24 protein-coding genes are annotated in these 25,027 nt (G+C 72.0%); 10 read left to right on the top strand and 14 right to left on the bottom strand.

The annotated features are described in order from the left end of the window. Positions 1-83: 83 nt before the first annotated feature. The 8 genes from ACIBAE_RS14365 to ACIBAE_RS14400 all read right to left on the bottom strand — a co-directional run bounded on the left by ACIBAE_RS14365 (position 84) and on the right by ACIBAE_RS14400 (position 8,946). Positions 84-1,094, bottom strand: a complete 1,011-nt coding sequence (locus tag ACIBAE_RS14365; protein WP_399284928.1) for an ABC transporter permease — start codon at positions 1,092-1,094, stop codon at positions 84-86. Continuing rightward, a complete protein-coding gene (locus ACIBAE_RS14370) occupies positions 1,087-2,130 on the bottom strand; it encodes an ABC transporter permease (RefSeq protein WP_399284929.1) in 1,044 nt (347 codons plus the stop codon). Before ACIBAE_RS14370 ends, ACIBAE_RS14365 begins: the two co-directional genes overlap by 8 nt. Continuing rightward, positions 2,127-3,647 (bottom strand): sugar ABC transporter ATP-binding protein, encoded by a 1,521-nt coding sequence (locus tag ACIBAE_RS14375; protein ID WP_399284930.1) that lies wholly within the window; start codon positions 3,645-3,647, stop codon positions 2,127-2,129. Before ACIBAE_RS14375 ends, ACIBAE_RS14370 begins: the two co-directional genes overlap by 4 nt. A gap of 554 nt (positions 3,648-4,201) precedes the next feature. Next, a complete protein-coding gene (locus ACIBAE_RS14380; RefSeq protein WP_399284931.1) occupies positions 4,202-6,217 on the bottom strand; it encodes a fructose-specific PTS transporter subunit EIIC in 2,016 nt (671 codons plus the stop codon). Beyond that, positions 6,214-6,390: a hypothetical protein gene (locus ACIBAE_RS14385; protein WP_399284932.1), complete on the bottom strand. Its 177-nt coding sequence runs from the start codon at positions 6,388-6,390 to the stop codon at positions 6,214-6,216. The genes ACIBAE_RS14380 and ACIBAE_RS14385 overlap by 4 nt, the downstream gene beginning before the upstream one ends. Next, positions 6,387-7,355 (bottom strand): 1-phosphofructokinase, encoded by a 969-nt coding sequence (pfkB, locus tag ACIBAE_RS14390; protein ID WP_399284933.1) that lies wholly within the window; start codon positions 7,353-7,355, stop codon positions 6,387-6,389. Before pfkB ends, ACIBAE_RS14385 begins: the two co-directional genes overlap by 4 nt. A 54-nt stretch (positions 7,356-7,409) precedes the next feature. Further along, entirely contained in the window at positions 7,410-8,171 is a 762-nt protein-coding gene (locus tag ACIBAE_RS14395; protein WP_399284934.1) for a DeoR/GlpR family DNA-binding transcription regulator, read from the bottom strand. Between the two features lie 244 nt (positions 8,172-8,415). Beyond that, the gene (locus ACIBAE_RS14400; protein WP_399284936.1) at positions 8,416-8,946 is read right to left on the bottom strand and encodes a DoxX family protein; all 531 of its coding nucleotides are present in this window, start codon (positions 8,944-8,946) and stop codon (positions 8,416-8,418) included. A gap of 183 nt (positions 8,947-9,129) precedes the next feature. On the opposite strand from ACIBAE_RS14400, the gene ACIBAE_RS14405 reads away from it, so the two are divergent. The 3 genes from ACIBAE_RS14405 (at position 9,130) to ACIBAE_RS14415 (ending at position 10,697) form a co-directional block, all read left to right on the top strand. After that, on the top strand, positions 9,130-9,552 hold the full coding sequence (locus ACIBAE_RS14405) for a DUF350 domain-containing protein (RefSeq protein WP_399284937.1): 423 nt from the start codon (positions 9,130-9,132) through the stop codon (positions 9,550-9,552). Between the two features lie 169 nt (positions 9,553-9,721). Then, on the top strand, positions 9,722-10,021 hold the full coding sequence (locus ACIBAE_RS14410) for a DUF4235 domain-containing protein (protein ID WP_399284938.1): 300 nt from the start codon (positions 9,722-9,724) through the stop codon (positions 10,019-10,021). Positions 10,022-10,055: 34 nt separating this feature from the next. Then, positions 10,056-10,697 carry an endonuclease gene (locus ACIBAE_RS14415; protein WP_399284940.1) on the top strand — a complete coding sequence of 214 codons (642 nt, stop codon included), beginning with the start codon at positions 10,056-10,058 and terminating at the stop codon, positions 10,695-10,697. Between the two features lie 103 nt (positions 10,698-10,800). Here ACIBAE_RS14415 and ACIBAE_RS14420 read toward each other — a convergent pair whose 3' ends face one another. After that, positions 10,801-11,004 (bottom strand): antitoxin, encoded by a 204-nt coding sequence (locus ACIBAE_RS14420; protein ID WP_399284941.1) that lies wholly within the window; start codon positions 11,002-11,004, stop codon positions 10,801-10,803. A gap of 141 nt (positions 11,005-11,145) precedes the next feature. Next, a complete protein-coding gene (locus ACIBAE_RS14425) occupies positions 11,146-11,526 on the bottom strand; it encodes a luciferase family protein (protein ID WP_399284942.1) in 381 nt (126 codons plus the stop codon). A 207-nt stretch (positions 11,527-11,733) separates the two neighbouring features. Here ACIBAE_RS14425 and ACIBAE_RS14430 point away from each other — a divergent pair, with 207 nt between their 5' ends. Next, complete coding sequence (locus ACIBAE_RS14430; protein WP_399285066.1) at positions 11,734-12,300, top strand: HD domain-containing protein; 567 nt, start codon at positions 11,734-11,736, stop codon at positions 12,298-12,300. A gap of 110 nt (positions 12,301-12,410) precedes the next feature. Here the strand turns inward: ACIBAE_RS14430 and ACIBAE_RS14435 are convergent, their stop codons facing one another. Continuing rightward, on the bottom strand, positions 12,411-13,976 hold the full coding sequence (locus tag ACIBAE_RS14435) for a M1 family metallopeptidase (RefSeq protein WP_399284943.1): 1,566 nt from the start codon (positions 13,974-13,976) through the stop codon (positions 12,411-12,413). A 237-nt stretch (positions 13,977-14,213) separates the two neighbouring features. Next, complete coding sequence (locus ACIBAE_RS14440) at positions 14,214-14,624, bottom strand: hypothetical protein (RefSeq protein ID WP_399284944.1); 411 nt, start codon at positions 14,622-14,624, stop codon at positions 14,214-14,216. Positions 14,625-14,905: 281 nt separating this feature from the next. Between ACIBAE_RS14440 and ACIBAE_RS14445 the strand changes: the two genes are divergently transcribed. Continuing rightward, complete coding sequence (locus ACIBAE_RS14445; protein WP_399284945.1) at positions 14,906-16,612, top strand: discoidin domain-containing protein; 1,707 nt, start codon at positions 14,906-14,908, stop codon at positions 16,610-16,612. 22 nt (positions 16,613-16,634) lie between these two features. Here ACIBAE_RS14445 and ACIBAE_RS14450 read toward each other — a convergent pair whose 3' ends face one another. Beyond that, complete coding sequence (locus tag ACIBAE_RS14450; RefSeq protein ID WP_399284946.1) at positions 16,635-17,765, bottom strand: glutamate--cysteine ligase; 1,131 nt, start codon at positions 17,763-17,765, stop codon at positions 16,635-16,637. Between the two features lie 333 nt (positions 17,766-18,098). Here ACIBAE_RS14450 and ACIBAE_RS14455 point away from each other — a divergent pair, with 333 nt between their 5' ends. The 5 genes from ACIBAE_RS14455 (at position 18,099) to ACIBAE_RS14475 (ending at position 21,656) form a co-directional block, all read left to right on the top strand. After that, positions 18,099-19,211 carry an FAD-dependent monooxygenase gene (locus ACIBAE_RS14455; protein WP_399284947.1) on the top strand — a complete coding sequence of 371 codons (1,113 nt, stop codon included), beginning with the start codon at positions 18,099-18,101 and terminating at the stop codon, positions 19,209-19,211. A gap of 44 nt (positions 19,212-19,255) precedes the next feature. Beyond that, positions 19,256-19,666: a hypothetical protein gene (locus tag ACIBAE_RS14460; RefSeq protein ID WP_399284948.1), complete on the top strand. Its 411-nt coding sequence runs from the start codon at positions 19,256-19,258 to the stop codon at positions 19,664-19,666. Further along, positions 19,660-19,923: a hypothetical protein gene (locus ACIBAE_RS14465; protein ID WP_399284949.1), complete on the top strand. Its 264-nt coding sequence runs from the start codon at positions 19,660-19,662 to the stop codon at positions 19,921-19,923. The genes ACIBAE_RS14460 and ACIBAE_RS14465 overlap by 7 nt, the downstream gene beginning before the upstream one ends. 379 nt (positions 19,924-20,302) lie before the next feature. Beyond that, positions 20,303-20,548 (top strand): hypothetical protein, encoded by a 246-nt coding sequence (locus tag ACIBAE_RS14470; protein WP_399284951.1) that lies wholly within the window; start codon positions 20,303-20,305, stop codon positions 20,546-20,548. Next, positions 20,541-21,656 carry a PleD family two-component system response regulator gene (locus ACIBAE_RS14475; RefSeq protein WP_399284952.1) on the top strand — a complete coding sequence of 372 codons (1,116 nt, stop codon included), beginning with the start codon at positions 20,541-20,543 and terminating at the stop codon, positions 21,654-21,656. Before ACIBAE_RS14470 ends, ACIBAE_RS14475 begins: the two co-directional genes overlap by 8 nt. 113 nt (positions 21,657-21,769) lie before the next feature. Here ACIBAE_RS14475 and ACIBAE_RS14480 read toward each other — a convergent pair whose 3' ends face one another. After that, on the bottom strand, positions 21,770-24,976 hold the full coding sequence (locus ACIBAE_RS14480; protein WP_399284953.1) for a glycoside hydrolase family 2 TIM barrel-domain containing protein: 3,207 nt from the start codon (positions 24,974-24,976) through the stop codon (positions 21,770-21,772). Between the last annotated feature and the right edge of the window lie 51 nt (positions 24,977-25,027).

A 25,027-nucleotide genomic window follows, 5' to 3' on the forward strand; every position in this document is an offset into this window, starting at 1 on the left:
CCGCTGGGCAGCGGACGGGCGGGCCGACGCCTGGAGGCGCCGACGCCTGGAGGTGGGGAGCCGGCGCGGTCCGGCGATGCCGTTCAGGCGGAACCGGCGGGAGCGGGGAGCGATCCTCTGCGGGCGCGGGCCGCGGCGATCCGCCGGGCGACGCGCGGGCCGAGGACGGAGATCACCAACAGGACACCGGTGACCACGATCTGGGACTGTGCCGAGACATTGAGCAGACTCATCACGTTCTGCAGCGCGCCGAGAAGGAACACTCCGGCGACCGCTCCGCCGAGCGTGCCCCTGCCTCCGTCGAAATCGACCCCGCCGAGCAGCACCGCCGCGATGACGGTCAACTCCAGCCCGGTGGCGTTGTCGTAGCGCGCGCTGGCGTAGTGCAGAGCCCAGAACACGCCGGTCAGGGACGACATGAGGCCGGTGGCGACGAACATCGACAGCTTCAGCCGCTTGACCCGGATACCGGTGAACCGCGCCGCCTCCTCGGAGGCGCCCACCGCGAACAGCGACCGCCCGGCAGGAGTCGCGTGCAGCACGACGACCGCGATGACGAGCAGTACGGCCCAGGGCAGCGCCGCGTAGGGGATGAAGGTGCCCGCGACGCGACCCGAGCCGAAGTCCAGGTACCGCTGCGGGAAGTCGGTCACCGAGTTCGCCCCCAGGACGATCTGTGCGACGCCCCGGTAGGCGGCCATCGTGCCGATGGTGACGGCCAGGGAGGGCAGCCCCAGGCGGGTCACCAGCACGCCGTTGACCAGCCCGCAGACGGCCCCCAGGAGCAGGCAGAGCGGAATGATGGTCTCGATGGCCATGCCGGCGTTCCACAGCGCGCCCATGACGGCCCCGGACAGGCCCACGGTCGATCCGACCGACAGGTCGATCTCCCCGGCCACCACCAGCATCGTCATCGGCAGGGCGATCATCGCGATCGGCAGGGTGTTCCCGATGAGGAAGGAGAGGTTGAGCGCGTTGCCGAAGTGGTCCACGAAGGAGAAGGAGCAGACCAGCAGGACCAGCAGCAGCGCGCCGACGACGGTGTCCCAGCGGACGCTCCCGCGCAGGCGGTGGATGCGTGAGGTGTCAGCCATGGCGGGCGATCCTCCTCCGTGCCGCCCTCGTGCGCAGGGTTCCGGCGACCCGCAGGGCCACGATCCGGTCGACGGCGATCGCGAGCAGCAGCAGGATTCCGTCGATGGCCAGGACCCAGGTCGAGCTGACGCCGATCGAGGGCAGGACGCTGTTGACGGAGGTGAGGAGCAGCGCGCCCAGGGCCGCTCCGTAGACGTTGCCCGAGCCGCCGGTGAAGGCGACGCCGCCGACGACCACGGCGCTGACGACGGTGAGTTCGTAACCGCCGCCGGTGCCGGAGTCGACGTTGCCGAAGCGCGCCAGGTACAGCGCGCCGCCCAGGCCGGCGAGCGCGCCGCAGGCGATGTAGGCGGTGAGGACGCGCTTGCGGACCGGGACACCGGCCAGGCGCGCGGCCTCGGGGCTGGACCCGAGGGCGTAGAACTCCCGGCCGCCGGGGTAGTCGCGTAAATACCAGGCGACGGCGACCAGGACCAGGGCGGCCAGGATCGCGAGATAGGGGACGAACCCGAGGCCGCCATGGCCGAACGAGGAGAATCCGGAGGGCAGATCACCCGCGGTGATCTCGCGGGAGCCCACCCAGATCGAGTCGGTGCCGCGGATGATGTAGAGCGTGCCCAGCGTGACGACCAGTGCGGGAACCTGACCGGTACTCACGAGCAGCCCGTTCAGCGCCCCGAAGGCGGCGCCCAGGGCGACGGCGATCAGGACCGCGAGGAACGGGTTTCCGCCGGACCGGAGGAAGGTGCCCGCCGCGAACGCCGCGACGCCCAGCACCGATCCGACGGAGAGGTCGACGTTGCGCGTGAGCACGACCATCGCCTCGCCGATCGCGACCAGGACCAGAATCGTGGCGTTCAGCAGCAGGTCCTTGATCCCCTGCTGGGACAGGAAGGCGCTGTTGGTGATCTGCGTGGCGCCCAGCATCAGGACCAGGACGGCCAGGATGGCGAACTCGCGTAATCTCAGCACCCGGTCGATCAGCGTGGTCGGGGCCGTGGCCGGGACCGGGGCGGATTCCAGGGTCGTCGTCATGCCGCCCTCCCCGCGACACCGGTGGCGGCCGCCATCACCGACTGCTCGGTCGCCTCGGCCCCGGGGATCTCGGCGGCGATCCGGCCCTCGTGCATGACCAGTACCCGGTCTGCCATGCCGAGGATCTCCGGCAGGTCGGAGGAGATCATCAGGATCGCGACTCCGTCTGCCGCCAGCCGCGCGAGGAGCCGGTGCACCTCGGCCTTGGTGCCGACGTCGATGCCACGGGTGGGCTCGTCCACGATGAGCACGACCGGGTCGGTCGCCAGCCACTTGGCCAGCACCACCTTCTGCTGGTTGCCGCCGGACAGGGTGCCGACGAGATCCCCCAGGCGGGCGTAGGTGACCCGCAGTCGCACAGCCCAGTCGGCGGCGCGGCCGCGTTCGGCGGCCCGCCGCATCAGGCCGGCCCGGGAGGACTTCCCCAGCCCGGTCAGCCCGATGTTGCGCTCGATGGACAGGTTCATCACCAGCCCGTGCGCTCTGCGGTCCTCGGGGACCAGCGCCAGCCCCGCGGCCATGGCCATGCTCGGCGACCCGGGTTTGAGCGGGCGGCCGCCGACCGCGACGTCTCCACCGTCCCAGCGGTCCACCCCGAACACGGCGCGGGCCACCTCGCTGCGCCCGGCACCGACCAGTCCGGCCAGCCCGACGATCTCGCCGGCCCGCACCTCGAAGGACACGTCGGTGAAGACGCCCTCACGGGTCAGCCGGCGCACGCTCAGTGCGACCTCGCCCGTCCCGGGGGTCCGCTCGGGATAGAGCTCGCCCAGGTCGCGGCCGACCATCCGGCGGATCAGATCGTCCTCGGCGAGACCCTCGACCGGCTCACTGGCGATCCAGGCGCCGTCCCGCAGCGTGGTGACCCGCTGGCACAGCGCGAAGATCTCCGTCAGCCGGTGCGAGATGAACAGGACGGCCGCGCCCTGCTCGCGCAGGGTCCGCACCACCTGGAAGAGCCGGGCCGCCTCACTGCCCGTGAGGGCGGCGGTCGGCTCGTCCATGATCAGGACCCGGGCGTCGAACGACAGCGCCTTCGCGATCTCGACCAACTGCTGGTCCGCGATGGACAGGCCACTGGCGGCCTGGTCCGGGTCGAGGTCCACGCCCAGTCGCCGGAAGAGACCGGCGGCGGCCGTGCGCACCGCCCGGTGGTCCACCCGGCCGAGCGAGCGGCGCGGCTGGCGGCCCATGAAGATGTTCTCGGCGACCGACAGGTCGGGAAAGAGCGTCGGCTCCTGGTAGATGACGGCCACCCCCGCGTCGCGGGCGTCGGCGGGACCGTGGAAGACGACGGGCTCACCGTCCAGCAGTACGGTGCCCTCGTCCGGCCGGTGCACCCCGGCCAGCGTCTTGATCAGCGTGGACTTGCCCGCACCGTTCTCGCCCGCCAAGGCGTGCGCCTCTCCCGCGTACAGGCGCAGGGAGACCCCGCGCAGGGCGCGCACGGCGCCGAAGGACTTACTCACCCCCTCCAGTGCGAGGACCGGAAGCTGGTCCGGATCGGGGTGGGTCATCGGGCGTCTCCTGGGTCTCCGGGCCACTGCGCCCCGGGGCGATGAAATGTTTCAACGGAGTTGCCGTGAAGCTAGCTTCGCCCCTGGGGGGCGTCAAGGGATAACGAAGGCCCCATCACGCCGGGGAACCCCCCGTGAGCACGGTGGGAGTGCGTGGGAACGCCTGCCAAGCTGGGCCGATGTACGGCGCGCGAGCGATCCGGATGGATTGACACGATTCAATAACGCGATCTCCCCTGGGCGTTCCCCGCGATTTCCGGAGGGGGGTCGCACGCGGGCATACGGACTTCCCCGGAGCTCCCCCGGAGCTCTCCCCGGCGGCCCGGGACCGACCGTGCCCGCCCTGCCGCGTGAACTGCCGCCCGGCAGAGGGGCCTTGTGGCGATGCCGTGCGCGTCCGCCGTCGCCGCCGGGCCTCATGGCCGCGACGGCGGACGCGGCGGGGGCGGCGGCGGGGCGGTGGGGGCGGGCGCGACACGACGCGCCCGCGCCGCGAAGCCGGGGAGCTTCGCGGCGCGGGCGCGTCGGTGGGGGACGTGAGGTGAGGACCGGGCTCAGACGGCGGACGGCACCTTGCTCTCGACCCCGGTCGTACCGGCCTCCGGGGCGGGCCGATGGTCCGGACGGCCCGCCTTCCGGGCCCCCTTGAGGATGATGACCAGCGTGGCGCTGACCGCCGTACCCGCCGCGATGGCGACCAGGTAGAGGAGCGGGGCGCCGATCAGCGGGACCACGAAGATGCCGCCGTGCGGGGCCCGCAGGGTCGACCCGAAGGCCATCGACAGCGCGCCCGTGACCGCGCCGCCCGCCATGGCCGAGGGAATCACCCGGAGCGGATCGGCGGCGGCGAAGGGGATCGCGCCTTCGGTGATGAAGGACGCGCCGAGCACCCAGGCGGCCTTGCCGTTCTCGCGTTCGGTACGGGTGAACAGTCCGCCCCGTACGGCCGTGGCGAGCGCCATCGCCAGCGGCGGGACCATGCCCGCGGCCATCACGGCCGCCATGACCTTCAGGCTGCCCTCGTTGGGGGTGGCGAGACCGCCGACCGCGAACGCGTAGGCGACCTTGTTCAGCGGGCCACCGAGGTCGAAGCACATCATCAGGCCGAGGACGATACCGAGGATGATCGCGTTGCTCCCGGAGAGCCCGGACAGCCAGTCGGTCAGTCCCGACTGGAGGGAGGCGATCGGCTTGCCGACCACCAGGAACATCAGGAAACCGACGACCGCCGACGAGATCAGCGGGATCACGACCACCGGCATGATGCCGCGCAGGGTGGGATGCACCTTCAGCCGCTGGATGGCCATGACGGTGCCACCGGCGATCAGACCGGCCACCAGACCGCCGAGGAAGCCCGCGTTGATGCTGAGTGCGATGGCACCACCGACGAAGCCGGGTACCAGGCCCGGCCGGTCCGCCATGCCGTACGCGATATAGCCGGCGAGGACCGGCACGAGGAAGCTGAACGCCAGGCCGCCGACCTGGAACAGCAGGGCCGCCCAGCTCGTGGTGTCCGTCCAGACGAAGTGTTCGGCGACCGAGGGGGCCTTGTCGATCGTGTAGCCGCCGATCGCGAAGCCGAGCGCGATGAGGAGGCCGCCCGCCGCGACGAACGGGACCATGTAACTCACTCCGGACATCAGCCACTTGCGCAGCTTGGTGCCGTAGCCGTCCCCCGGGTCACCCGCGTCGCCGACCGGCGCGGTGCGGGCCGCGCCGGTGGTCTCGCCGCGCTCCGCCTTGCCGCGTACCTCGGCGATCAGCTCGGCGGGCCGGTTGATACCGGCCTTCACGCCGACATCGACGGTGGGCTTCCCGGCGAAGCGCTCCTTCTCCCGCACGGGCACGTCGTGCGCGAAGATGACCCCGTCGGCGGCGGCGATGACCGCGGCGTCGGCCCGGGTGAATCCGGCGGACCCCTGCGGCTCGACGACGATCTCGACGCCGGCTTCCCGGCCGGCCTGCTCCAGGGCCTCGGCGGCCATGTAGGTGTGCGCGATGCCGGTGGGGCAGGAGGTGACGGCGACGATCCGGAAGACGCGGTCCTCCGTGCCGCCCTCGTCCTGCCGTCCGGTCCGGTCCTCGTCCTGGCGCCCGTCCCCGTCCGCTGCCGCCGCGCCCTGCGCCGTCTCCTCCCCGCTGACCAGGGACGCCGCCGTCGCGGGCGCCGCCACCGCACGGAGCGCGGACGTGAACGTCTCGTCCATCAGGCGGCGGGCCAGGGCCGACAGGATCGACAGGTGCGCGTCGTCGGCGCCGGCCGGGGCCGCGATCAGGAAGATCAGGTCGGCCGGGCCGTCCGGGGCGCCGAAGTCGATGCCGCGCGCCGAGCGGCCGAAGGCCAGCGTCGGCTCGGTGACATGGGCGCTGCGGCAGTGCGGGATGCCGATCCCCCCGTCCAGGCCCGTCGGCATCTGCGCCTCGCGCGCGGCCACGTCGGCCAGGAATCCGTCCAGATCGGTGACCCGGCCGAGGGCCACCATCCGTTCGGCCAGCGAGCGGGCCGCTGCCTCTTTAGTCTCGGCGGCCAGGTCGAGGTCGACCAGGTCCGCGGTGATCATGTCGCTCATCGCGGGCTCCCTTGCTCGGATATCGCGCGGGTGTGGGTGTGGGTGTGGGTGTGGGTGTGGGTGTGGATGTCGGCGTGGGTGTGCGTGTGGGCGTACGTGTGCGGGTGGGCGTAGGTGTCGCCGGGGGCGTGGACCGGGGACAGGGCGGGGCAAGGAGGGGCGGGAAGGCTCATCGGGCGGGCTCCGTGAGGGAACGGTCCAGCGGTACGTCGGCGGTCACCCTGACCGCCGAATGGTCCAGGTCCCCGGGCGACGGCATCACGCTGCCCGGCAGCCGTACCGCCGCCGCACCGTGCGCGACCGCGGCGGCGAGCGCCTCCGGGCCCTCGCCGCCCGCCACCAGGAAGCCGGCCAGCGAGGCGTCACCAGCCCCCACGTTGCTCCGGACGGCGGCGACCGCCGCGGAGCCGAAGTAGGTCCCGGCGTCCGACACCAGCAGCTGACCGTCCGCGCCGAGACTGGCCAGGACCGACCTGGCACCGTACGCCCGCAGTTCCTCCGCCGCCTTGACCGCGTCGCCCACCGTCGCCAGGGGGCGGCCGACGGCCTGGGCGAGCTCCTCGGCGTTCGGCTTGACGACATCCGGCCGCTCCCGGAGTGCTGCGAGCAGCGAGGGCCCCGAGGTGTCCAGGGCGATCCTGGCCCCGGCCCGGTGGGCGCGGGCGACCAGCTCGGCGTACCAGTCGGGGGCGAGTCCGCGCGGCAGGCTGCCGCAGCAGGCGATCCAGCCGGCGGCGTCGGCCTGCCGCGTGGACGCGCTGATCTGCGCGCGGATCGTGGTGAGTAGCGCTTCCGACTCGGCGGCGGTGAGTTCGGGACCCGGCGCGTTGATCTTCGTCAGCGTGCCGTCGGGTTCGGCGAGCGCGATGTTGGAACGGGTCGTGCCGGAGAGCGCTACGGGGGCGACCTCGATGCCCTGTTCCGCGAGGAGCGCGGCGACGAGGGCGCCCGGCGCTCCCCCGAGCGGCAGCACGGCGACCGTGCGCCGTCCGGCCGCGGCGACGGCTCGCGAGACGTTGACGCCCTTGCCACCGGGGTCCACGCGCTCGGCGGTGGCCCGCAGCACGTCGCCGCGGTCGAGGGCGGGCACCTCGTACGTACGGTCCAGGCTGGGATTGGGGGTGACGGTGAGGATCATGATCGCTTCCGGGGCTTCTCGGCTGTACTCACGGCTGTACTCACGGCGCTTCTCCTAAACACACAGCACTTCGGCGCCCGCGGCCTCGATCGCCGCCGCGTCCGAAGGGCTGAGTCCGTTGTCGGTGATGACCAGATCGACGTCGGCGAGCGTGCCGAAGCGGGCGAAGTGCTCCTGCCCGTACTTGGCCGAATCGGCGAGCAGCACCACCCGCCGGGCGGCGCCGACGATGGCACGCTTGACCGCGGCCTCGGCGAGATCCGGGGTGGTGAGACCGCCGCCGGGCGAGAAGCCGTTGGTTCCGAGGAAGACGACATCGGCACGGATCTCGCCGTACGCCCGCAGTGCCCAGGCGTCGACGGCGGCGCGCGTACGGTGCCGGACCCGGCCGCCGACGAGATGCAGGTCGATCCCCGGGTGGTCGGCGAGCCGGGCGGCGGCGGGCAGCGCGTGGGTGACGACGGTGAGCTCGCAGTCCAGCGGAAGGGCCCCCGCGAGCCTGGCCACGGTCGAACCCGCGTCGAGGATCACGCTGCCGTCGGGCGGCAGTTCCGCGAGGGCGGCCCGCGCGATGCGGTCCTTCTCGTCGGCGGCGGTGGACTCGCGCTCGGCCAGGTCGGGCTCGAAGTCCAGCCGCCCTGACGGTATGGCTCCGCCGTGCACCCGCCTGACGAGCCCGGCCCGGTCGAGTGCCTTGAGGTCGCGCCGCACGGTCTCGGCGGTGACCTGGAACTCCTCGGCGAGCGACAGCACGTCGACGCGGCCGCCTTCGCGGGCGAGGCGCAGGATCTCCTGCTGACGCTCCGGTGCGTACATGTGGATTTACGTCCGTTCCGTGCCCGAACCTGTGGTTTCTCCGAAAGAGTACGGGGAGATTTCCAGGAAGTAAACAAGTTCGGGCGCAGCACGGACATGATCGGGCAAGACCCGGCACGATCGGGCACGATCCGGCGCTTGCGCGACCTCGCCGACCCTCGTGCTCTCCGGTCCTTCCGGTTCTTCCGGTTCTTCCGGTTCTTCCGGTAAGCGGGACGAGCCCGGAAGTCCCCGGGCGTGGGCCTCAGGCGTCCTCGTCGTCCTCCGCCGCCGCCAGCCCCTTGACCCGCTTCCCGATGAGCGCGGCCGCCGCGACGGCACTCACCGTGAAGGCGACGGGGATCATCCAGATCCGGTCGAGGCGGTGGCCGGTGACGTGATCGAGCGAATAGCGGCCGGCGCCCGTGACGCCGAGGGACGCGGCGGTCCAGCCGAGGACGCCCGGAAACTCCAGGCCGCCCTTCTGGGAGAAGAACCCGTTGGGGACATGGACCGAGGCCGCTCCCGCCATGGCTCCGGCCGCCGCCGCCCCCGCCACCGGAGTGGCCAGCCCGAGCGCGAGCAGCGCCCCGCCGCCTGCCTCGCCGAGGCCTGAGGCGAGTGCGGTCGCCCGGCCCGGCCGGAAACCCATGGACTCGAAGGCCTGGCCGGTCCCGTTGATCCCACCACCACCGAACCAGCCGAAGAGTTTCTGGGTGCCGTGCGCGGCGAGCACCGCCCCGGCACCGAGCCGCAGGGCGAGCAGGCCGAGGTCGCGTCGGGTCTGACGGGTCATGACGGGCTCCGGGGGGTCGGGGTCGCGGGCGTACGACTCCCACTCTCGGCTGCCCGGCGGGCGAGGGGGCGGCGTTAGTGGGCCGTACGGGTCGGTCCCACCGCCCGGACCGTGCGATACATTCACCGGCGCTTGTGTCCCGACCGTTTTCTGCCCGCAGCTGCCAGGGAGACTGATTTCTCAATGAGCGACATCATCAACGGACTTGGCCGGGCCGGTGCCTATGGAGCGCTCGGCGTGGTCCTTCTGATTCTCGGCATAGTCCTGGTGGACGCGCTGACGCCCGGAAAGCTCGGCAAGCAGATCTGGGAGGAGCGGAACCGCAACGCGGCGATCCTGCTCAGCTCGGCCCTGCTGGGCGTGGGCGGCATCGTGTTCACCTCGATCTGGACGACGTACGACGACTTCGGCAAGGGCCTGGTGTCGACCGCCGTGTTCGGGCTGCTGGGCCTGGTGATGATGGCCGTGGCGTTCCTGATCGTCGATCTCGTGACGCCGGGGAAGCTGGGGGCGACGCTGGTGGAGGCGGAGCTGCACCCGGCGGTATGGGTCACCGCGTCCTGCAACATCGCGGTGGCCGCGATCGTCGCGGCGTCCATCGCCTGATCCGCCCTCCGGCCGGACGCGGCACCCGCCGGCCGGTGCCGCGTCCCCCGCGCGACACCCGCCGGGTCCCGCTCCAGCGGTGTGCGTCCACCGGAGAAGGGCACTCGTCCCCTGTCCCGTGAACCGGCCCGCCCCGGACAGGGCCGCCATCAGCGAAGGGTGACCCCCGGTGAAACAGAAGAAGCGGAAACTCTCACTCGCCTACAAGCCGGTCGGCTTCGTGCTCGGGTGGGCCGGCGGAGCGCTGGCCGGACTGGCCTTCCAGCAGACCTGGAAGGCCCTGCGGCACGAGGAGAACGCCCCCGACGCCCTCGACCGTGACCGTGGCTGGGGAGAGGTGCTGCTGGCCGCGGCCGTGCAGGGCGCGATTTTCGCGGTCGTACGCAGCGCCGTGGACCGGTCGGGCGCCCAGGTCATCGAGCGTGCGACGGGTACCTGGCCGAGCGACAATGGTGGAGGACGAGACTGATTCCGGTCCATCTCCCCCATGGAGGAGGCTCGTTGTGCCACCGTCCAGCAATCGGGAAACCGTTCGGGAGCTGCTCGACGCCGACGGCCGTACGTACGCCGACGAAGCACACATCCACCTGCGGGACACCCCTCAGCCGCTCTATCAACTACTCGTTCTCGCCTGTCTGTTGAGTGCGCGGATCAGCAGCGGCATCGCACTCGCGACCTCGCGGTCGCTCACCGACTCGGGGCTGCGCAGCCCGCGTCGCATGGCGGACGCCACCTGGCAGGAGCGGGTGGACGCGCTGGGCCGGGGCGGTTACCGCCGCTACGACGAACGCACCGCCACCCAGCTCGGCGACGGAGCCCAGCTGCTTCTCGACACGTACGGCGGCGATCTGCGCCGGCTGCGCGAGGCGGCGGAGAGGGCGGAGGGTGACGAGATCACCGCCCTGCGGGGACTGCTGCGGGAGGTGCCGGGCCTCGGCCCCGTCGGCGCGGACATCTTCCTGCGCGAGGTGCAGGGCGTCTGGCCGGAGGTCGCGCCGTATCTGGACGACAAGACCCTTCAGGGAGCGCGCCGGCGCGGGCTGCCGGACGAGCCCAAGGCCCTCGCGCGGCTGGCGGGCGACACGGACCCGGCCACCTTCGCCGCCGCGCTGGTGCGGGCCGCCCTGGAGAAGAAGAAGGGTTGACGCGACCGTGCGCGCACGTCACCGGACCCAGTCGCGGTCCGGTGACGTGTGCGCACGGTACGAGCGGGCCCTGCCCGTCAGCCCTGCCCGTCAGCCCTGCCCGTCAGCCCTGCGGCGGGCGGTCGTCGTTCGGGGGCCGGCCACCGCCGCCGATCTCGTCGTCGAGCCTCTGCTGGGCGCTGTCGACCTGGCCGCTGTACTTGTTTCCGGTCTTCTTGTCGACCGCGTCGCCGCCCTTCTCCACACCCTGCCGGGCCTGGTCCGGGTGCCCCTTGACGAGGTCCTTCAGCTTGTCGAGCATCGACATGGCTTGCTCCTCACTCGGAACGTACTCACGTCCCACCATCGCCGCTGCCCGGTGATCCCGCATCCGCAGAAAAAGCCGTCCTCCGTGCGATCCCAGCAGGATGCGTGGCGGGATCGCACCGCCGGACGCACGGCGGGACTCTCAGCGGGAGTAGGCGCGGCCGTGGCGGGTGCACGGGTCGGTGATCCGGCCGGTGCCGCTCTCCTCGGGCAGGCCCGCGACGGCCTGGAGCGCCGCGCTGACCAGGGTGGCGAGCAAGTCGATGTCCGCTCCCGTGTCGAGTCGTACGGTGACCCAGCCGGAGCCCGCTCTCAGCCGCAGCGCGGTCGAGTTCTTCAGCGCGGGTCGCAGCTTGGCGATCATGGGGTTGGTGAGGTGCACATCGGCCTCGTTCTCGCCGTGGAAGTGCACGATCTCCTGGGTACCGGCGCGCACGCACAGGTCTGAGCCGCAGTAGGCCCGGCCGCCGCTGAGACCCGGCCAGGTCATCAGTCGTTCGCCGGCATGTCTGGCAGCGTTCATGCCCTCAGCGTGCCGTACGGCGCCCGCCGCGCACAGAGGAAAAGGGGCACGAATTCCGTCCGAACCCGCCGGACGCCCCCTGTTCGCCGCCTGTTCAGCGGTCCGTACTGTTGCCCGCCCTTTCCCGTGATCTGCTCGGCAGGACGACGGCAGACATTTCAGGACGAGGAAGGACGGGTCGTGACGGCGAACTCGGTCGACGAGCTGATGGACCTCCTCCACGCGTGCCGGGACGCCTGGGACGCGCCGGACCGCAGCGGCGACCCGGTGGACCTCCACGACCACGCCCTGCAGACGGCCGCCCTGCTGCGCCGCCGGTATCCGGCGGACGAGGAGCTCCAGGTCGCGGGGCTGCTCCACGACCTGGGCCATCTGCTGCTGCCCGGAGACGACGCCGGGCACGCGGACCGGGCCGCCGAGACCGTCCGCCCGGTGCTCGGCGACCGGGTGGCCCGACTCGTACAGCTGCACGTACCCGCGAAGCGCTATCTGGCCGCGGTGGAGCCGGAGCGTGTCCTGTCGCCGCAGAGCGCGCAGACCCTGGGTCTCCAGGGCGGGGTGATGTCGCCGGAGGAGGCGTCCGCCTTCGCGCTCGATCCCCTGGCGCGGGACGCGGTGCGGCTGCGCCAGGCGGACGACGCGGGCAAGGTGATCGGGCTGGACGCGGGCGCGGTCGAGGACTGGCGGCCGGTCCTGGAAGCGGTCGCGGCCGGCCGGCGACGCGGTCCCGGCCCGGACGATCAGCTGCGGGCCCCGACCACCGCTGAGGCGTGAGGCTCTGTGGCGCTGAGGTTCTCCGGCGCTGAGGCTCTGTGGCGCTGAAAGTTCTCCGGCGCTGTAGCTCTCCGGCGCTGTAGCTCTCCGGCGCTGAGGCGACCCGCCCGTCAGAGCGTTCCGCTCGCCAGGTCCTTCGGGGCCCTCACTCCGTCGCGCCGGGTGGCGGTGGAACGCCCCGTCCGGTCGACGGTCCAGTCCGGATGACCGGGCATGCGCGGTGTCCTCGTCCCGTACAGCCAGTCACGCAGGAAAGCCGACAGGTCGCGGTTCGCCACCTCGGAGGCCACCGCGATGTACTCCCCGGTGCCGGCCGAGGTCTCGCGGTACCGGTCGAGGAAGGCGTGCTCGATACGGCGGAAGACGTCCTCGCCGACCAGCTTCCCCAGGGCGTACAGGACCAGCACACCACCGGTGTAGCGCTGGCTGTCGTAGAGGTCGGCCGCTGTCGGAGCGGCGACCGGTCCCGAGTCCTGCCGCCACTGGTCGCCCTGGGCGTAGAGGCTCCTCATCCGGGCCTCCATGGTCTTGAGCCCGATGGAGTCGGACCAGCCGCGCTCGTAGCGGTAGAGCAGCGCGTAGTAGTCGGCGTGGCCCTCGTTGAGCCACAGGTCGGCCCAGGTGGCGGGCGAGACGAGGTTGCCGAACCAGCTGTGGACCAGTTCGTGCATCATGTGCGCGCCGATGACCTCTTCGCCCTGGAGCAGGAAGTCCGGCTTGTAGAGGGTGAGGGTCTGGGTCTCCAGCGCGGTGAAGCCGAAGGCGCCGGGGTCGTCGCTGTTGACCGGCAGGATGCCGTACGTCTCGAACGGGAAGCGGCCGAGCCGCCGCTCCAGCCAGCCGAGCTGGCCCGGCGTCAGGGCGAGGGCGGGCTCAAGTGCCCTGACGCGGGCGGCCGGTACGACATCGCGCAGCCGCAGTCCGTTCGGCCCCCGCCGCTCGATCACGCGGTAGTGCCCGACCACGACCTGCACCAGTTCCGTCGCGATCGGGGCGCGCGAGCGGTAGGTGGCGGTGGTCGTGCCGCCCGCTCCGGCGGTGGAGACGAGCGAGCCGTTGGCGACGGCCGTCAGCCCGTCCGGGACGGTGACCCGGAAGGTGAAGTGCGCCTTGTCGCTGGGATGGTCGTCGCACGGGAAGACCGTGTGCGCCAGGTCCGGCTGTCCGGCCACGGCGAAGCCGTCAGGCGTGGGCACCCAACCGTTGTGCGGCGCCCGGAGCCCTCGGGGGTCGGCGGTGTAGTCGACCCGTACGACCAGCTTCGCGCGGTTCCCGACCGGGGACGCCGGAGTGACGACCAGCTTCCGGGCCGCCTGGCGGAATGCCGCCTTCCGGCCGTCCACCCACACGCCGTGGACGCGGAGGCCGTACGCGTCGAGCGAGAAGCGGGAGAGATCCTGCGTGGCGTACGCGGTGATCGTGACGCGCGCGTCGACCAGCCGGGGTGTGGCGCGGTAGGTGAAGTCGAGCAGATAGGCCGTGACGCGATAGCCGGTATTGCCGAGGCGGGGGAAGACCGGGTCGCCCAGGCCCTCGCCGCCCGGGGTGCCCCGGTTCGCCGGGCCGGGCGCCGGTGTCCGTGAGCTTTGTGCCAGCGCTGCCGGGGAGCGGGTGAGAGCGGCCGCCGTGCCGAGCAGCGCGGCCATGGGTGCGGTCACGCGGGTGCGGTAGCGCATGTGGGCCCCCGGCCCCCTCTCGGTTCCTTCCGGGCGTCGCTCCGGGCCGCGGGAGCGGCCTCCCAGCATGATCCGCGCGGAGCACGGGGGCGGCAACTTCTCGCGGACCGAACGGCGGCTCCGCCTGACGCGGAAAGCACGCCGACGGTCAGGCCCAGGTCACGGCTCGTCATGGCTCGTCATGGCTCGTCATGGCTCGTCGCGGCTCGTCATGGCTCGTCGCCGGCTCGTCGCGGCTCAGGAGACCGGGGCGAGCCAGGCGTTGAGCACCCGCACCCACTCCAGGTCGTCGGTGGTCTCGATGAACTCCCTGCGGTTGATCAGGAGGTAGATCTCGCCCGCGTGGGTGGTGTCCAGGATCAGCGGCTTTCCCCTGTTGAGCAGGCCGCCGATGAAGCGGCCGTAGAGCTCGGTGAATCTGGCCCGCGCGGACCGGATGTCCGCGCGCCGCAGGACGAGGTCCCCGGCGTCGTTCCACCCCATGAGCACCAGCCGGTCGGTGTAGAGCGCGATATTGCCCCGCCGCAGGAACAGCGCCTGCTGGCTCACCCCTCCGGCCAGCTTGTCCGCGGTCGTCTTCCTCGAAAGCTCGGCCGACGTGGCACCGATATACGTGCCGTGATCGGTCGGCACGTCGGTTGCAGCCATGCTGACCCTCCTGGATCGCTCTGTTCACCTCGGCGTATACGTCGACGCTACCGAGAGCGGTCGCCGTCCGTCCCCGGCGCGGGATGCGACCTGGACCGCGACACCAGGCCGGACGCAGATTTTTCCCGATGAACGGGCAGGATTTTGTGCACGCGCGTCAAAAATTTGCGCACGGTCATCTTGTCCATGCACGGTCATGTCCCTAGGTTGTCCGCGGGTGGCCGGACGGGACGCCGGCCACTCCTCGTACCCCACGGTCCAGCCGATTGCGAGGAAATCCCGTGAGCATCTCCAGACGGTCCGTCATCGTGTCCGCGCTCGCCGGTACCGCCACCGCCACGGTCGCGGGCCTGTCGGCCGCCACACCGGCGGCAGCCGCACCGTCCGCTCCCGCCGCCTCCCCGCCCGGGGATGTCGTCGGCAAGATCACCGTCGGTTACCAGGGCTGGTTCGCCTGTTCGGGCGACGGGGCTCCGATCAACGGCTGGTGGCACTGGAGCCAGAACTGGGGCCAGTCGCCGTCGCCCGGCAACAACGCCATCAAGAGCTGGCCCGACAACCGCGACTACACGCACACCTACCGGACCGCCTACGCGGCCCTCGGCAGCGGGCAGCCGGCGACGCTGTTCTCCTCGTACGACCAGCAGACGGTCGACACGCACTTCAGCTGGATGCGGCAGAACGGGATCGACACCGCCGCGCTGCAGCGCTTCAACCCCAACGGCGGGGAAGGCCCGACGCGCGACGCCATGGCCGTCAAGGTGCGCGCTTCGGCGGAGAGCCAGGGCCGCAAGTTCTACATCATGTACGACGCCACCGGGTGGACGAACATGAAGCAGGAGCTCAAGGACGACTGGACCAACAAGATGCGTGCCCACACGGCGTCGTCCGCGTACGCCCGGCAGAACGGCAAGCCGGTGGTGGGCATCTGGGGCTTCGGCTTCAACGAGGCGAACAAGAACTGGCCGGTCGCGGACTGTCTGGACGTCGTCAACTGGTTCAAGGCGCAGGGCTGTTACGTGATGGGCGGGGTGCCGACCCACTGGCGCAGCGGCAACGAGGACTCCCGCGCCGGCTTCATGGACCTCTACCACGCCTTCGACATGCTGTCCCCGTGGATGGTGGGGCGCATCGCCAATGTCGCGGACACCGACAACTTCTACACCTCGGTCAACACCCCCGACCAGGCCGACTGCAACGCCCACGGCGTGGACTACCAGCCCTGTGTGCTCCCCGGCGACCTCCAGGCGGGTCACCGCGCCCACGGGGACTTCATGTGGCGGCAGTTCTACAACATGGTGCGGGTCGGCGCCCAGGGCATCTACATCTCGATGTTCGACGAGTACAACGAGGGCAACCAGATCGCCAAGACAGCCGAGAACGCCTCGCAGATCCCGGTGGGTTCCGGTATCCGGGCGCTCGACGAGGACGGCACCGCCTGCTCGTCGGACTACTACCTGCGGCTGACGGGCGACGGCGGCCGGATGCTCAGGGGCGAGCTGGCGCTGACTCCCGTACGGCCGACCGCCCCGACGCCGGGAGGGGGCGGGGGTGATCCGCAGCCGTCCGGCGACCTGGCACTGCGCAAACCCGCCACGGCCAGCAGCTACACCCAGGTGTACGGGCCGGGCAACGCTGTCGACGGGAACAGCGGGAGCTACTGGGAGAGCGCCAACAACGCCTTCCCGCAGTGGATCCAGGTCGATCTGGGAGCCGCGTCCGCCGTCAAGCGTGTGGTCCTCGCCCTGCCCCCGGACCCGGCCTGGGCAACCCGTACGCAGACGGTGGCCGTGCTCGGCAGCGCGAACGGCACGGACTTCACCACGCTGGCGGGCGCGGCGGGGCGGACCTTCGACCCCGCCGGCGGGAACACCACCACGGTGACGCTTCCCACCGTGGTCACCACCCGTTACGTACGGCTCCAGTTCACCGCCAACACCGGGTGGCCGGCCGGACAGCTCTCCACCCTGAGCGTGTACTCCTCCTGAGGACCGGGCCCCAGGGCCGTGCTCATCCGGACGACTCGTGCGCGGGAGCGGCCCCGGCGCCGCTCCCGCGCCGCTGGTCCGCCCCGGTCCCGTCGCGCAGGATGTCGGCCAGCAGCTGTTCCATCTCCTCCAGGTCACCCGTTTCGCGCAGAGCCGGGCGGAGGGTGGCGAACAGCTCCCGGACCAGGCCGGCCGCGGGGATCCGGTCGCCGGTACGCGGGTGGATGGCGGGCCCGCCGATGCCGTGGCGGGCCGCCGTCCACAGCGCGGCGGCCAGCAACTGGCCGTCGCTCGTGGCGGGCGGGTCAGCCGTGTCGTTCAGGGCCGTGTGAACCAGTGCGCGGGCGAGGCCTGCCTGGAGTACGGCTCCGTCGACGGTGGCGCAGACGTCGGCGACCCGGATCTCGACGGTGGGCAGCCTGCTGGAGGGGCGGGCCAGCCAGTAGGCGTTGGCCTCGGGCCGCAGGACACCGGCGCGGTGGAGGGAGGCGAGAGTCTCCTCGTAGTGCGCGGCGGACTCGAAGTGCGGCGGGATGTGGTTGGTCGGCCACCGGGAGAGGAGGATCGTGCGCCAGCTCGCGTAGCCGGTGTCCAGGCCGTTGTGGAAACGGGAGTTGGCCGAGAGCGCCAGCAGGGTGGGCAGCCAGGGCCGCAGGTGGTTGACGGCGGTGACCGCGTCGTCCTTGTCCAGGGTGCCCACATGGACATGGCATCCGCAGGTCTCCGTCTCGGTGACCAGCTGCCCGTACAGCTCATGCATGGACCGGTAGTGCTCGGTCCCGGAGACCTGTCGCGGCGGGGCGGGCGCGGGGTGGACCCCCACGGCGAGCGGACGCAGGCCCTCCTCCCGGGCCGCCGCCGCCAGGCGGGCCCGGCCCGCGGTGACCTGGCGGCGCACCTCGGCGAGATCACCGCAGACGCCGGTGGTCGTCTCGGCCATCGAGGCCAGTATTTCCTGGTGCAGCGAGGTGCCGTCCTCGGCCGAGGAGGTGCGCTGCCGGGCGGCGTGGGCCAGGACGGCGGGTCCCCGGGCGTCCGGCGCGCCGGTGACGGAGTGGACGAGCTGGAACTCCTCCTCGACACCCATGGTCAACGACGATGCCGGAGCACCGCCCGTGAACGCCGTCGGCCGCATGACTGGCTTCTGCCCCATCGCTGCACAGCTCCCAGGATCGGATACACAGGGAACGGCCACCTTAGGCAGCCGGTCCGATACAGAAAGCGATGACACGGGGGTTCGGCGCAAGAGCGAGTTTTCGGACGCCGCCCGCACGCCGCCCGCACGCCGCCCGCACGCCGACCGGACGCCGCCCGCAGGCTGACCGGACGCCGCCCTCCCGCGCGAAACGGATGCCGCTTTCCTTGACCGGTCAACGTTTCCGAAGCGCCGGCCGCCACGGGCGTTGGTACGCGTAGGACCCCCTGGAAGGTGCCGACCGGCGGAGGTCCCCTGGACCACCGGCCGAGCGCTCGTGAGGTACCGATCATGGACATGGACTCTTCTCCCGCCGGGCTCCCGGCCCGGGACGCGGTGCTCGTCGTCGGCGGATCCCTGGTGGGACTGACGACCGCGCTGGCCCTGTCCCGGGCCGGTGTCGCGAGCACCGTGCTGGAGGCCGCTCCCGGCGAACGCCGGGGCGGCGGAATCGGGATCAGCACGGCGGCCCTGCGGACGGTCACCGGCCACGACCCCCGCGAGCTGCCGGTGGTGTCGGGCTGGCGCGAGTCCACGGGCTGGCGGGACCTCCACCGGTGGCTGGCGGCCAGGGCCGGTCAGGATCCTCGCATCACGCTGCACCGGGGAGTGCGCGTCCGGCGGGTCGGCCAGGACGGCGGCGGCGCGTGGGCGGTGGACGACCTCGGGCGGCGCTGGGAGGCCCCGGTGCTGCTCGGCGCCGACGGCTACCGCAGTGTGGTGCGTACCACCGTCGATCCCGGCCGGCCGGACGGGCAGTACGCCGGTTACCTGCTGTGGCGCGGACTGATCGACGAGCGGGACCTGCCGGCCGGCACGCGCCCCGCCGACGGCGGCCTCTCCTGGCACGACCGCGGCGACCGGATGATGCTCGGCTACGCCGTCCCGGGCGACGACGGCAGCGCCCGGCGCGGGCAGCGCGCCATCAGCTTCGCCTGCTACGACCCCGGCCGGCGCGACCTGCTGCGCGCGGCGGGCAGCCTCGACGGGCACGGGACCGTCCGGCGTTCGCTGCGGGAGTCGCAGGTGCCGGAGGAGATCCTCACCGGTCTCGCCGAGGCCGCCCGCGGCTGGGACAGCCCCTGGGGGCAGGCCGTGGCGACAGCGGCGGCGACGCGCCGCGTCTACGGCACACCGGTCGTCGAATACCTGCCCGAGCGCCTGGTCCGGGGCCGTGTCGCCGTACTCGGTGACGCGGCTCATGTGGCATCGCCCATGACCGGACACGGTTACGCCACCGGCCTGGAGGACGTTGACGCCCTGGCCGGAGCGCTGGGGACGGACTTCCCCGGCGATGCCGTGCGCGCGCTCCAGGACTACGAGGAGCGCAGGCTCGGCCCGGGACGTGACCTGGTACGCGCCGGACGGTCATGGGGGCGCGACTTCCTGGCCCGTCGTCCGTAATGCCGGTCACGCGTGGTGCCGGTCGGCACCAGCGGGGCGGGCCGGTGCGCGGAGCTCTGGGCGGACTCGCGCTCGGCCCGCTGCTCGCCGGGGTGATCGCCCAGTGGATCCCCGGTCCGCTGACCACGACCCAGGTCGGTTTCGCGGTCGCCATGGCCGTCTGCCTCCTGCTGACCCTCTCCACCCCCGAGACGGTCGACCGGGAACAGCGGGCGTCCGAGCGACCCGACCGGTTCGCCCTGCGCCCCGGCGGGCGGGCCGCCTTCGTGCCGGCCTCCGCCCTCGGTTTCTTCGGCTTCGCGCTCTTCGGCCTGGTCGCCTCGCTGGGCGCCACCATGCTGCACACCAAGCTGGGCATCGACTCGCACTTCATGGCGGGGCTGGCTCCCTTCCTGATGTTCGCGGCCGCCGCCGGCCAGTTCGTCCTGGCCGGCTCACTCTGCCGAGGATGGTGACGGTCGGCGCGTTCGTCTTCCCGGCCGGCCTCGCGCTGGTCTCGGTCTCCCTCCACCACCCCGCCCTGTGGCTGTACCTGGTGGCGGTCGCCGTCGCGGGAGCCGGCGCCGGTGTGCTGTTCAAGGGAGGCGTGGCCAAGGCCGCGTCGGTCGCGGAGCCCGACTCCCGGGCCGGGGTCCTGGCCGTGTTCTTCGTCATCGGCTACATCGGCATGGGCCTGCCGTCCATCATCTTCAGCATCCTGATCAAGCACTGAGCATGGAAATCACCATGATCGGCTTCGCCGCCCTGCTGTCGGCGGGGGCGGCGCTCTCCGCCGCCGCCGTGGCACGGCGCCGCTGACGGCTCCGGTCCCGCGTGACGGGCATCGTCATAACGGGGCGCTGTCGTCAGGGCTGTTGCGTGACGGGCGTTGCCGCCGCAACACCCCGGTGCCTTTCCGGCCGTTCCGGTTGAGGTGAGAGCGCGTTGCGAGGCGCGGACCCGGGCGACAACGGATGATCAATGTTGCCGATGTGAGCGTTGAAGAGCGCAACGCCCTCCGGACGTTCCATGCTGTGGCACACCTCCGGACGACCTTCCGGAGGTGTGCGACGCGGTCGGTGTCACCTCGGTGGCGCCCGGGGAGGGATCCGGTGGAACGTTCGTTGTTGTCGGTGAGGTCGGCGCTGGTGTTGTTCGCCGCGGTGCTGACCGGTGTGGGAGCGGGGGTGCTGACCTCGCTGGCGGGGAACGGCGCCGCGCGAAGTGTGCTGTGCGGCACGGCGGCCTTCGGCCTGGCCGTTCCGTTCCTCGACCGGCTCGTGGCCGCCGACGCCGACCCCGGTGAGCGCGGCACGGCCGCCCGGCGGAGCACCGGGAGCGGCGGCGACCATGGGTGAACTCCGGCCGCTGGCCCTCCACCTGAACTACCAGAGCCGGGCCCTCGCGGAAGCCATGCGCGAGCTGTTCGACGGGCTGGAGGTGTCGGTACGCAGATACGCCGCGCGTCGTCGCAGGGACCCCGGCACGCTCTCGCGCTACCTGAGCGGGACGCGGATCCCGCCCTGGGAGGTGGTGATGGACCTGCTCACCGACCTGGCCGAGCACCGGGGCACAGCGGCGACACCCGAAGCGATCGAGCTGGTGAGGGAGTTGCACAACGCCGCCGTACAGACGAGCGCCTCCCCCAAGCACGCCGTGGAGCTGCTGGAGCTGCAACTGGCGGACGCGGACCGCGTCGCCAGGCGGTCCACGGCCCACGGTGACGTGCTCGGGGAAGCGCTGCTGGACCGCAAGTACCGCATCGCGGACCTGGAAGTACGGCTGAACCAGCTGGAGGCGGAGTGGAGCGCCGAGCGGGCGCGCGCCGACGCCCTGGCGGCGGCCTCGCCCGACCGCGACGGGCTGCTGTACGAGCGCGACGCCCTCCAGCAGGAGGTGTTCCGGCTGTCGGCCGAGTTGACCGACACGCGACGACGGCGTGCCCAGGCGGAGGAGCGGTGCGAGCTGTTGGAGCGTCAGCTGGAGACCATCGAGGCCGCGCAGCAGTCGGCGGGACCCCACGCCCTCACCCCCATCCCCGATCCGGTCACCGCGTCCTCCGCCCGGATCATGCCCCGGGTGCTGATCGTCGACGACCAGCCGGACAACCTCCTGGCGATGACCGCTGTCCTCGCGACCCTGGACCAGGAGCTGGTGGCCGTCTCCTCGGGCCGCGAGGCCCTCAAGGCCCTGCTGGATCACGATGACTTCGCCGTGATCATCATGGATGTCCAGATGCCGGAGATGGACGGCTACGAGACCGCGGCCCACATCAAGCGCCGCAGCAGGACCCGGGACGTCCCGATCATCTTCCTCACGGCGATGGGGGTCGACGCCGAACACTCCGCCCGTGGTTACGCCGCCGGCGCGGTCGACTACATCGGCAAACCCTTCGACCCCTGGGCCCTGCGCGCCAAGGTCGCCGTGTTCACCGGCATCTTCCTCGAACGCCGTAACGCCCGCTGAGCCGCACCGCCCCGCGGTGCCCCGCCCGCCGGCCCGCCGGAGTCCCGGCGTCCGGCGGTGGGCGGGCCGTCCCGGGCCTCCACGGCGCGAGCGGCCGTGGAGGCCCGTACGGGTCACAGATCCGCGGGCCGCAGCCGGTAGGCGTAGGTGTACGTGCGGCCGGCGTGCAGCAGGTACCGCGCCAGCGGCGGGGCACCCCAGGAGTCGTTGCCGCCGACCCCGGTCTGACGGTGGTTGATCCCGAGGACCGTCTCGGCACGCCGCTCGGTCTCGTACGGATGGCCGGGACCCTCCAGGTCGGCCGGCGCGTAGTGCAGGGCGCTGGTCTCCAGCAGGGGCTCGCCGTCTGCGGGATCGGCCAGCACCGTCAGGCCCGATCCGGACCCGTCGGTCAGCGTCAGACGCCGTACGTCGGTCATGTTGCCGGTCTGCTGGGGGCGCGCGTAGGCCGCGATCTGGTCGTCGACCGTGGAACGGTAGCGCCCGACCAGTGCGCCGGTCTGCCGGTCCCAGTAGTTCTCGTGGGGTCCGCGCCCGTACCAGTCGAGCCGTTCGAAACCCTCGGGGACGGTCACCAGCACGCCGACGAGCGGCAGATCGGGCAGGCCGTCGGGGGCGGTGAGCGTGTGCCGGACCCGTATCTCGCCGTCGCCGCGCACCGTGAAGACGGTGTGCCACTCGGACGCCGAGGGTGCGGTGGGCAGGGTCGCGGTCACCTCGACGGTGACCTCGCCCGGCGCCGGCTGCCCGGTGTCGACGGAGGTCACGGTGCGGTCCGTGCCCGCGTCCCGCCAGGTGCGCAGGTTCTGCTGGGCGTCCCGTCCGATGTCGTTGTCGGTCGGAGCGCGCCAGAAGTTCGGTACGGGCCCGCCGGCGAGCAGCGATCGCCCCTTGTGGCGGTACGAGCCGAGGGTGCCCGCCGCCTTGTCGAGGACGACCTCCAGGTCCCGCCCGGTGATCCGCACGCTCGTCCCGCTCTCGGTGAGGGTGAGGGCGGGCAGGGTGGCCGGGTCGGGGTCGGCGGGGGCCGGAACGTGCCAGTCCAGGGTGATCTGGCCGGTGGCGACGGTGTGTCCGGCGTCCGCCCAGCGGGTCGCGTCCCGGAGCACGAAGAACACGTTCAGCAGGTACTCCGCGCCCGGGGCGGGTGAGCCGGGCCGGCGGCAGGGGATCCGGACGGTGGACTCCCCGCCGGGCGCCGTGCGCGGTGCGGGCAGGGTGCCGTGCTGCACCTGGTCGCCGTCCTGGGTCACGGTCCACCGCAGCTCGTAGGCGTCGAGGCCGCTGAACAGATGCTTGTTGCGCACCGTCACGGCTCCCGCGACCGGGTCGGCGGCCGTCACGGCCACCGGCTGGTAGACCTTCTTCACCTCCAGCAGGCCGGGGTGGGGCGTACGGTCGGCGGCCACCAGACCGTCGCAGGAGAAGTTGCCGTCCGTCGGGTAGTCGTCGCTCCAGTCGCCCCCGTAGGAGAGGTACGTGCGCCGGGGGTCCCCCGGCACGGGCAGCCGGATCGCCTGGTCGACCCAGTCCCACACGAAGGCGCCGTGCAGGTTGGGGTAGCGCTCCAGGACGTCCCAGTACTCCTGGAGGTTGCCGGTGCTGTTGCCCATGGAGTGCGCGTACTCGCACAGGATGAACGGCTTGGTCCTGCCGGACCTGCCGTACGCCTCGACGTCCGCCGGGACGGTGTACATCTGGCTCTGCAGGTCGGCGACGTCGCTCATGCCCTCGTAGTGGACGGGGCGGGAGGCGTCGCGGGCGTGCACCCAGTCGGCCATCACCTGGAAGTTGTCGCCCCGGCCCGCTTCGTTGCCGAGCGACCAGACGACGACGCACGGATGGTTCTTGTCGCGTTCGACCATCGAGCGGAGCCGGTCCACGCAGGCGTCCGTCCACTCGGGCAGCGAGCCGGGCAGACGGTCGTTGACGCCGTGCGTCTCCAGGTTCGTCTCGCCGATGACGTACAGGCCGTACTCGTCGCACAGCTCCAGCCAGCGCGGATGGTTCGGGTAGTGCGAGGTGCGCACGGCGTTGATGTTGTGCTGCTTCATCAGGCGGATGTCCTCGATCATCCGTTCCTCGGGGACGGCCTGCCCGTGGTCGGGGTCCGACTCGTGGCGGTTGGTGCCGCGCAGCACGATCGGTTCGCCGTTGAGGGTGAAGGTGCCCGGACCGTAGTCGACCTGGCGGAAACCGACCCGGGTCCGCTGGATGTCGACCGGCTTGCCCGCGCCGTCGGTGAGGGTGACCACCAGCGTGTACAGGTAGGGCTGTTCGGCCGACCAGAGCGCGGGGCCCCGCACCCCGGCCCGGAGTGTGACGGCCGCGTCCCCGTCGCCGAGGAGCACCTGGCCGGTCAGCGGCCGGCCGAGGACGGGGCGCCCCGCCGCGTCGTACAGCACCGCTTCGACCCGGTGCTCGCCGGGCTCCCCGCCGCTCAGGTCGCGGACCGCGACGGCGACCGTGAGCTCGGCGTCGCGGAACGCGGAGTCCAGAGTGGTCCGGACGAACAGGTCCTGCACCCGCACCGGGGGGACCGCGTAGACGTACACGTCGCGGAAGATCCCGGACAGGTCGATCATGTCCTGGTCCTCCAGCCAGCTGCCGTCGGACCAGCGGTAGACCTCGACGGCCAGCGTGTTCCGGCCGGGGCGCAGATGGTCGCCGATGTCGAACTCCGCCGGGGTGTAGCTGTCCTCGCTGTAGCCGACCCGTTCGCCGTTGACCCAGAGGAAGAAGGCGGATTTCACGCCCTGGAAGGAGATCAGGGTGCGGCGCCCGGCCCAGTCGGGGGGCACGGTGAAGGAACGACGGTAGGAGCCGACCGGGTTGAAGGAGCGGGGCACGTCCGGCGGCTCGGGTGTCTCGTAACCCACCCAGGGATACCTGATGTTGAGGTAGATGGGTTCCCGGTACCCGCACATCTCCCAGTTGGACGGCACGGTGATGTGGTCCCAGCCGCTGTCGTCGTAGTCCGGGTCCTGGAAACCGGTGGGGCGGGCGTCCGGGTTCTCGGCCCAGTGGAAGCGCCAGGTGCCGTTGAGGGACCGGTGGTACGGCGAGGCGCCGGGATCGCCGCGCAGGGCGTCCGCCGCGCTCGCGTACGGGACGAGGCGGGCGCGCGCGTCCTCCCGGTTGACCTGGAACACGCGTGGGTCGGCTTCCCACTCGGGTGGGCCGGCCTCGGCGGACGCGCGGTCCGCCGCGAACGCCTGCTTCTGGGCGGCGAAGGCCGCCCAGCCCGCGAGGGCTACGGAGGCGGTGGCGGTGGCGGTGGCGAGGACTGATCGGCGACTCGGTCGGGATGCATCATCCATCGGACAACTCCGAACGGAAGGCGACAAGACTCGTCAGCATCCGACAGGATC

Source organism: Streptomyces sp. NPDC051569 (assembly GCF_044454085.1).
Classification (GTDB): Bacteria; Actinomycetota; Actinomycetes; order Streptomycetales; family Streptomycetaceae; genus Streptomyces.

Excerpts from the sequence above, each read along its gene's own strand:
- ACIBAE_RS14365 (WP_399284928.1), bottom strand. The coding sequence starts at position 1,094 with ATGGCTGACACCTCACGCATCCACCGCCTGCGCGGGAGCGTCCGCTGG.
- ACIBAE_RS14370 (WP_399284929.1), bottom strand. The coding sequence starts at position 2,130 with ATGACGACGACCCTGGAATCCGCCCCGGTCCCGGCCACGGCCCCGACC.
- ACIBAE_RS14375 (WP_399284930.1), bottom strand. The coding sequence starts at position 3,647 with ATGACCCACCCCGATCCGGACCAGCTTCCGGTCCTCGCACTGGAGGGG.
- ACIBAE_RS14380 (WP_399284931.1), bottom strand. The coding sequence starts at position 6,217 with ATGAGCGACATGATCACCGCGGACCTGGTCGACCTCGACCTGGCCGCC.
- ACIBAE_RS14385 (WP_399284932.1), bottom strand. The coding sequence starts at position 6,390 with ATGAGCCTTCCCGCCCCTCCTTGCCCCGCCCTGTCCCCGGTCCACGCC.
- pfkB (WP_399284933.1), bottom strand. The coding sequence starts at position 7,355 with ATGATCCTCACCGTCACCCCCAATCCCAGCCTGGACCGTACGTACGAG.
- ACIBAE_RS14395 (WP_399284934.1), bottom strand. The coding sequence starts at position 8,171 with ATGTACGCACCGGAGCGTCAGCAGGAGATCCTGCGCCTCGCCCGCGAA.
- ACIBAE_RS14400 (WP_399284936.1), bottom strand. The coding sequence starts at position 8,946 with ATGACCCGTCAGACCCGACGCGACCTCGGCCTGCTCGCCCTGCGGCTC.
- ACIBAE_RS14405 (WP_399284937.1), top strand. The coding sequence starts at position 9,130 with ATGAGCGACATCATCAACGGACTTGGCCGGGCCGGTGCCTATGGAGCG.
- ACIBAE_RS14420 (WP_399284941.1), bottom strand. The coding sequence starts at position 11,004 with ATGTCGATGCTCGACAAGCTGAAGGACCTCGTCAAGGGGCACCCGGAC.
- ACIBAE_RS14425 (WP_399284942.1), bottom strand. The coding sequence starts at position 11,526 with ATGAACGCTGCCAGACATGCCGGCGAACGACTGATGACCTGGCCGGGT.
- ACIBAE_RS14430 (WP_399285066.1), top strand. The coding sequence starts at position 11,734 with ATGGACCTCCTCCACGCGTGCCGGGACGCCTGGGACGCGCCGGACCGC.
- ACIBAE_RS14435 (WP_399284943.1), bottom strand. The coding sequence starts at position 13,976 with ATGCGCTACCGCACCCGCGTGACCGCACCCATGGCCGCGCTGCTCGGC.
- ACIBAE_RS14440 (WP_399284944.1), bottom strand. The coding sequence starts at position 14,624 with ATGGCTGCAACCGACGTGCCGACCGATCACGGCACGTATATCGGTGCC.
- ACIBAE_RS14450 (WP_399284946.1), bottom strand. The coding sequence starts at position 17,765 with ATGGGGCAGAAGCCAGTCATGCGGCCGACGGCGTTCACGGGCGGTGCT.
- ACIBAE_RS14455 (WP_399284947.1), top strand. The coding sequence starts at position 18,099 with ATGGACATGGACTCTTCTCCCGCCGGGCTCCCGGCCCGGGACGCGGTG.
- ACIBAE_RS14465 (WP_399284949.1), top strand. The coding sequence starts at position 19,660 with ATGGTGACGGTCGGCGCGTTCGTCTTCCCGGCCGGCCTCGCGCTGGTC.
- ACIBAE_RS14475 (WP_399284952.1), top strand. The coding sequence starts at position 20,541 with ATGGGTGAACTCCGGCCGCTGGCCCTCCACCTGAACTACCAGAGCCGG.
- ACIBAE_RS14480 (WP_399284953.1), bottom strand. The coding sequence starts at position 24,976 with ATGGATGATGCATCCCGACCGAGTCGCCGATCAGTCCTCGCCACCGCC.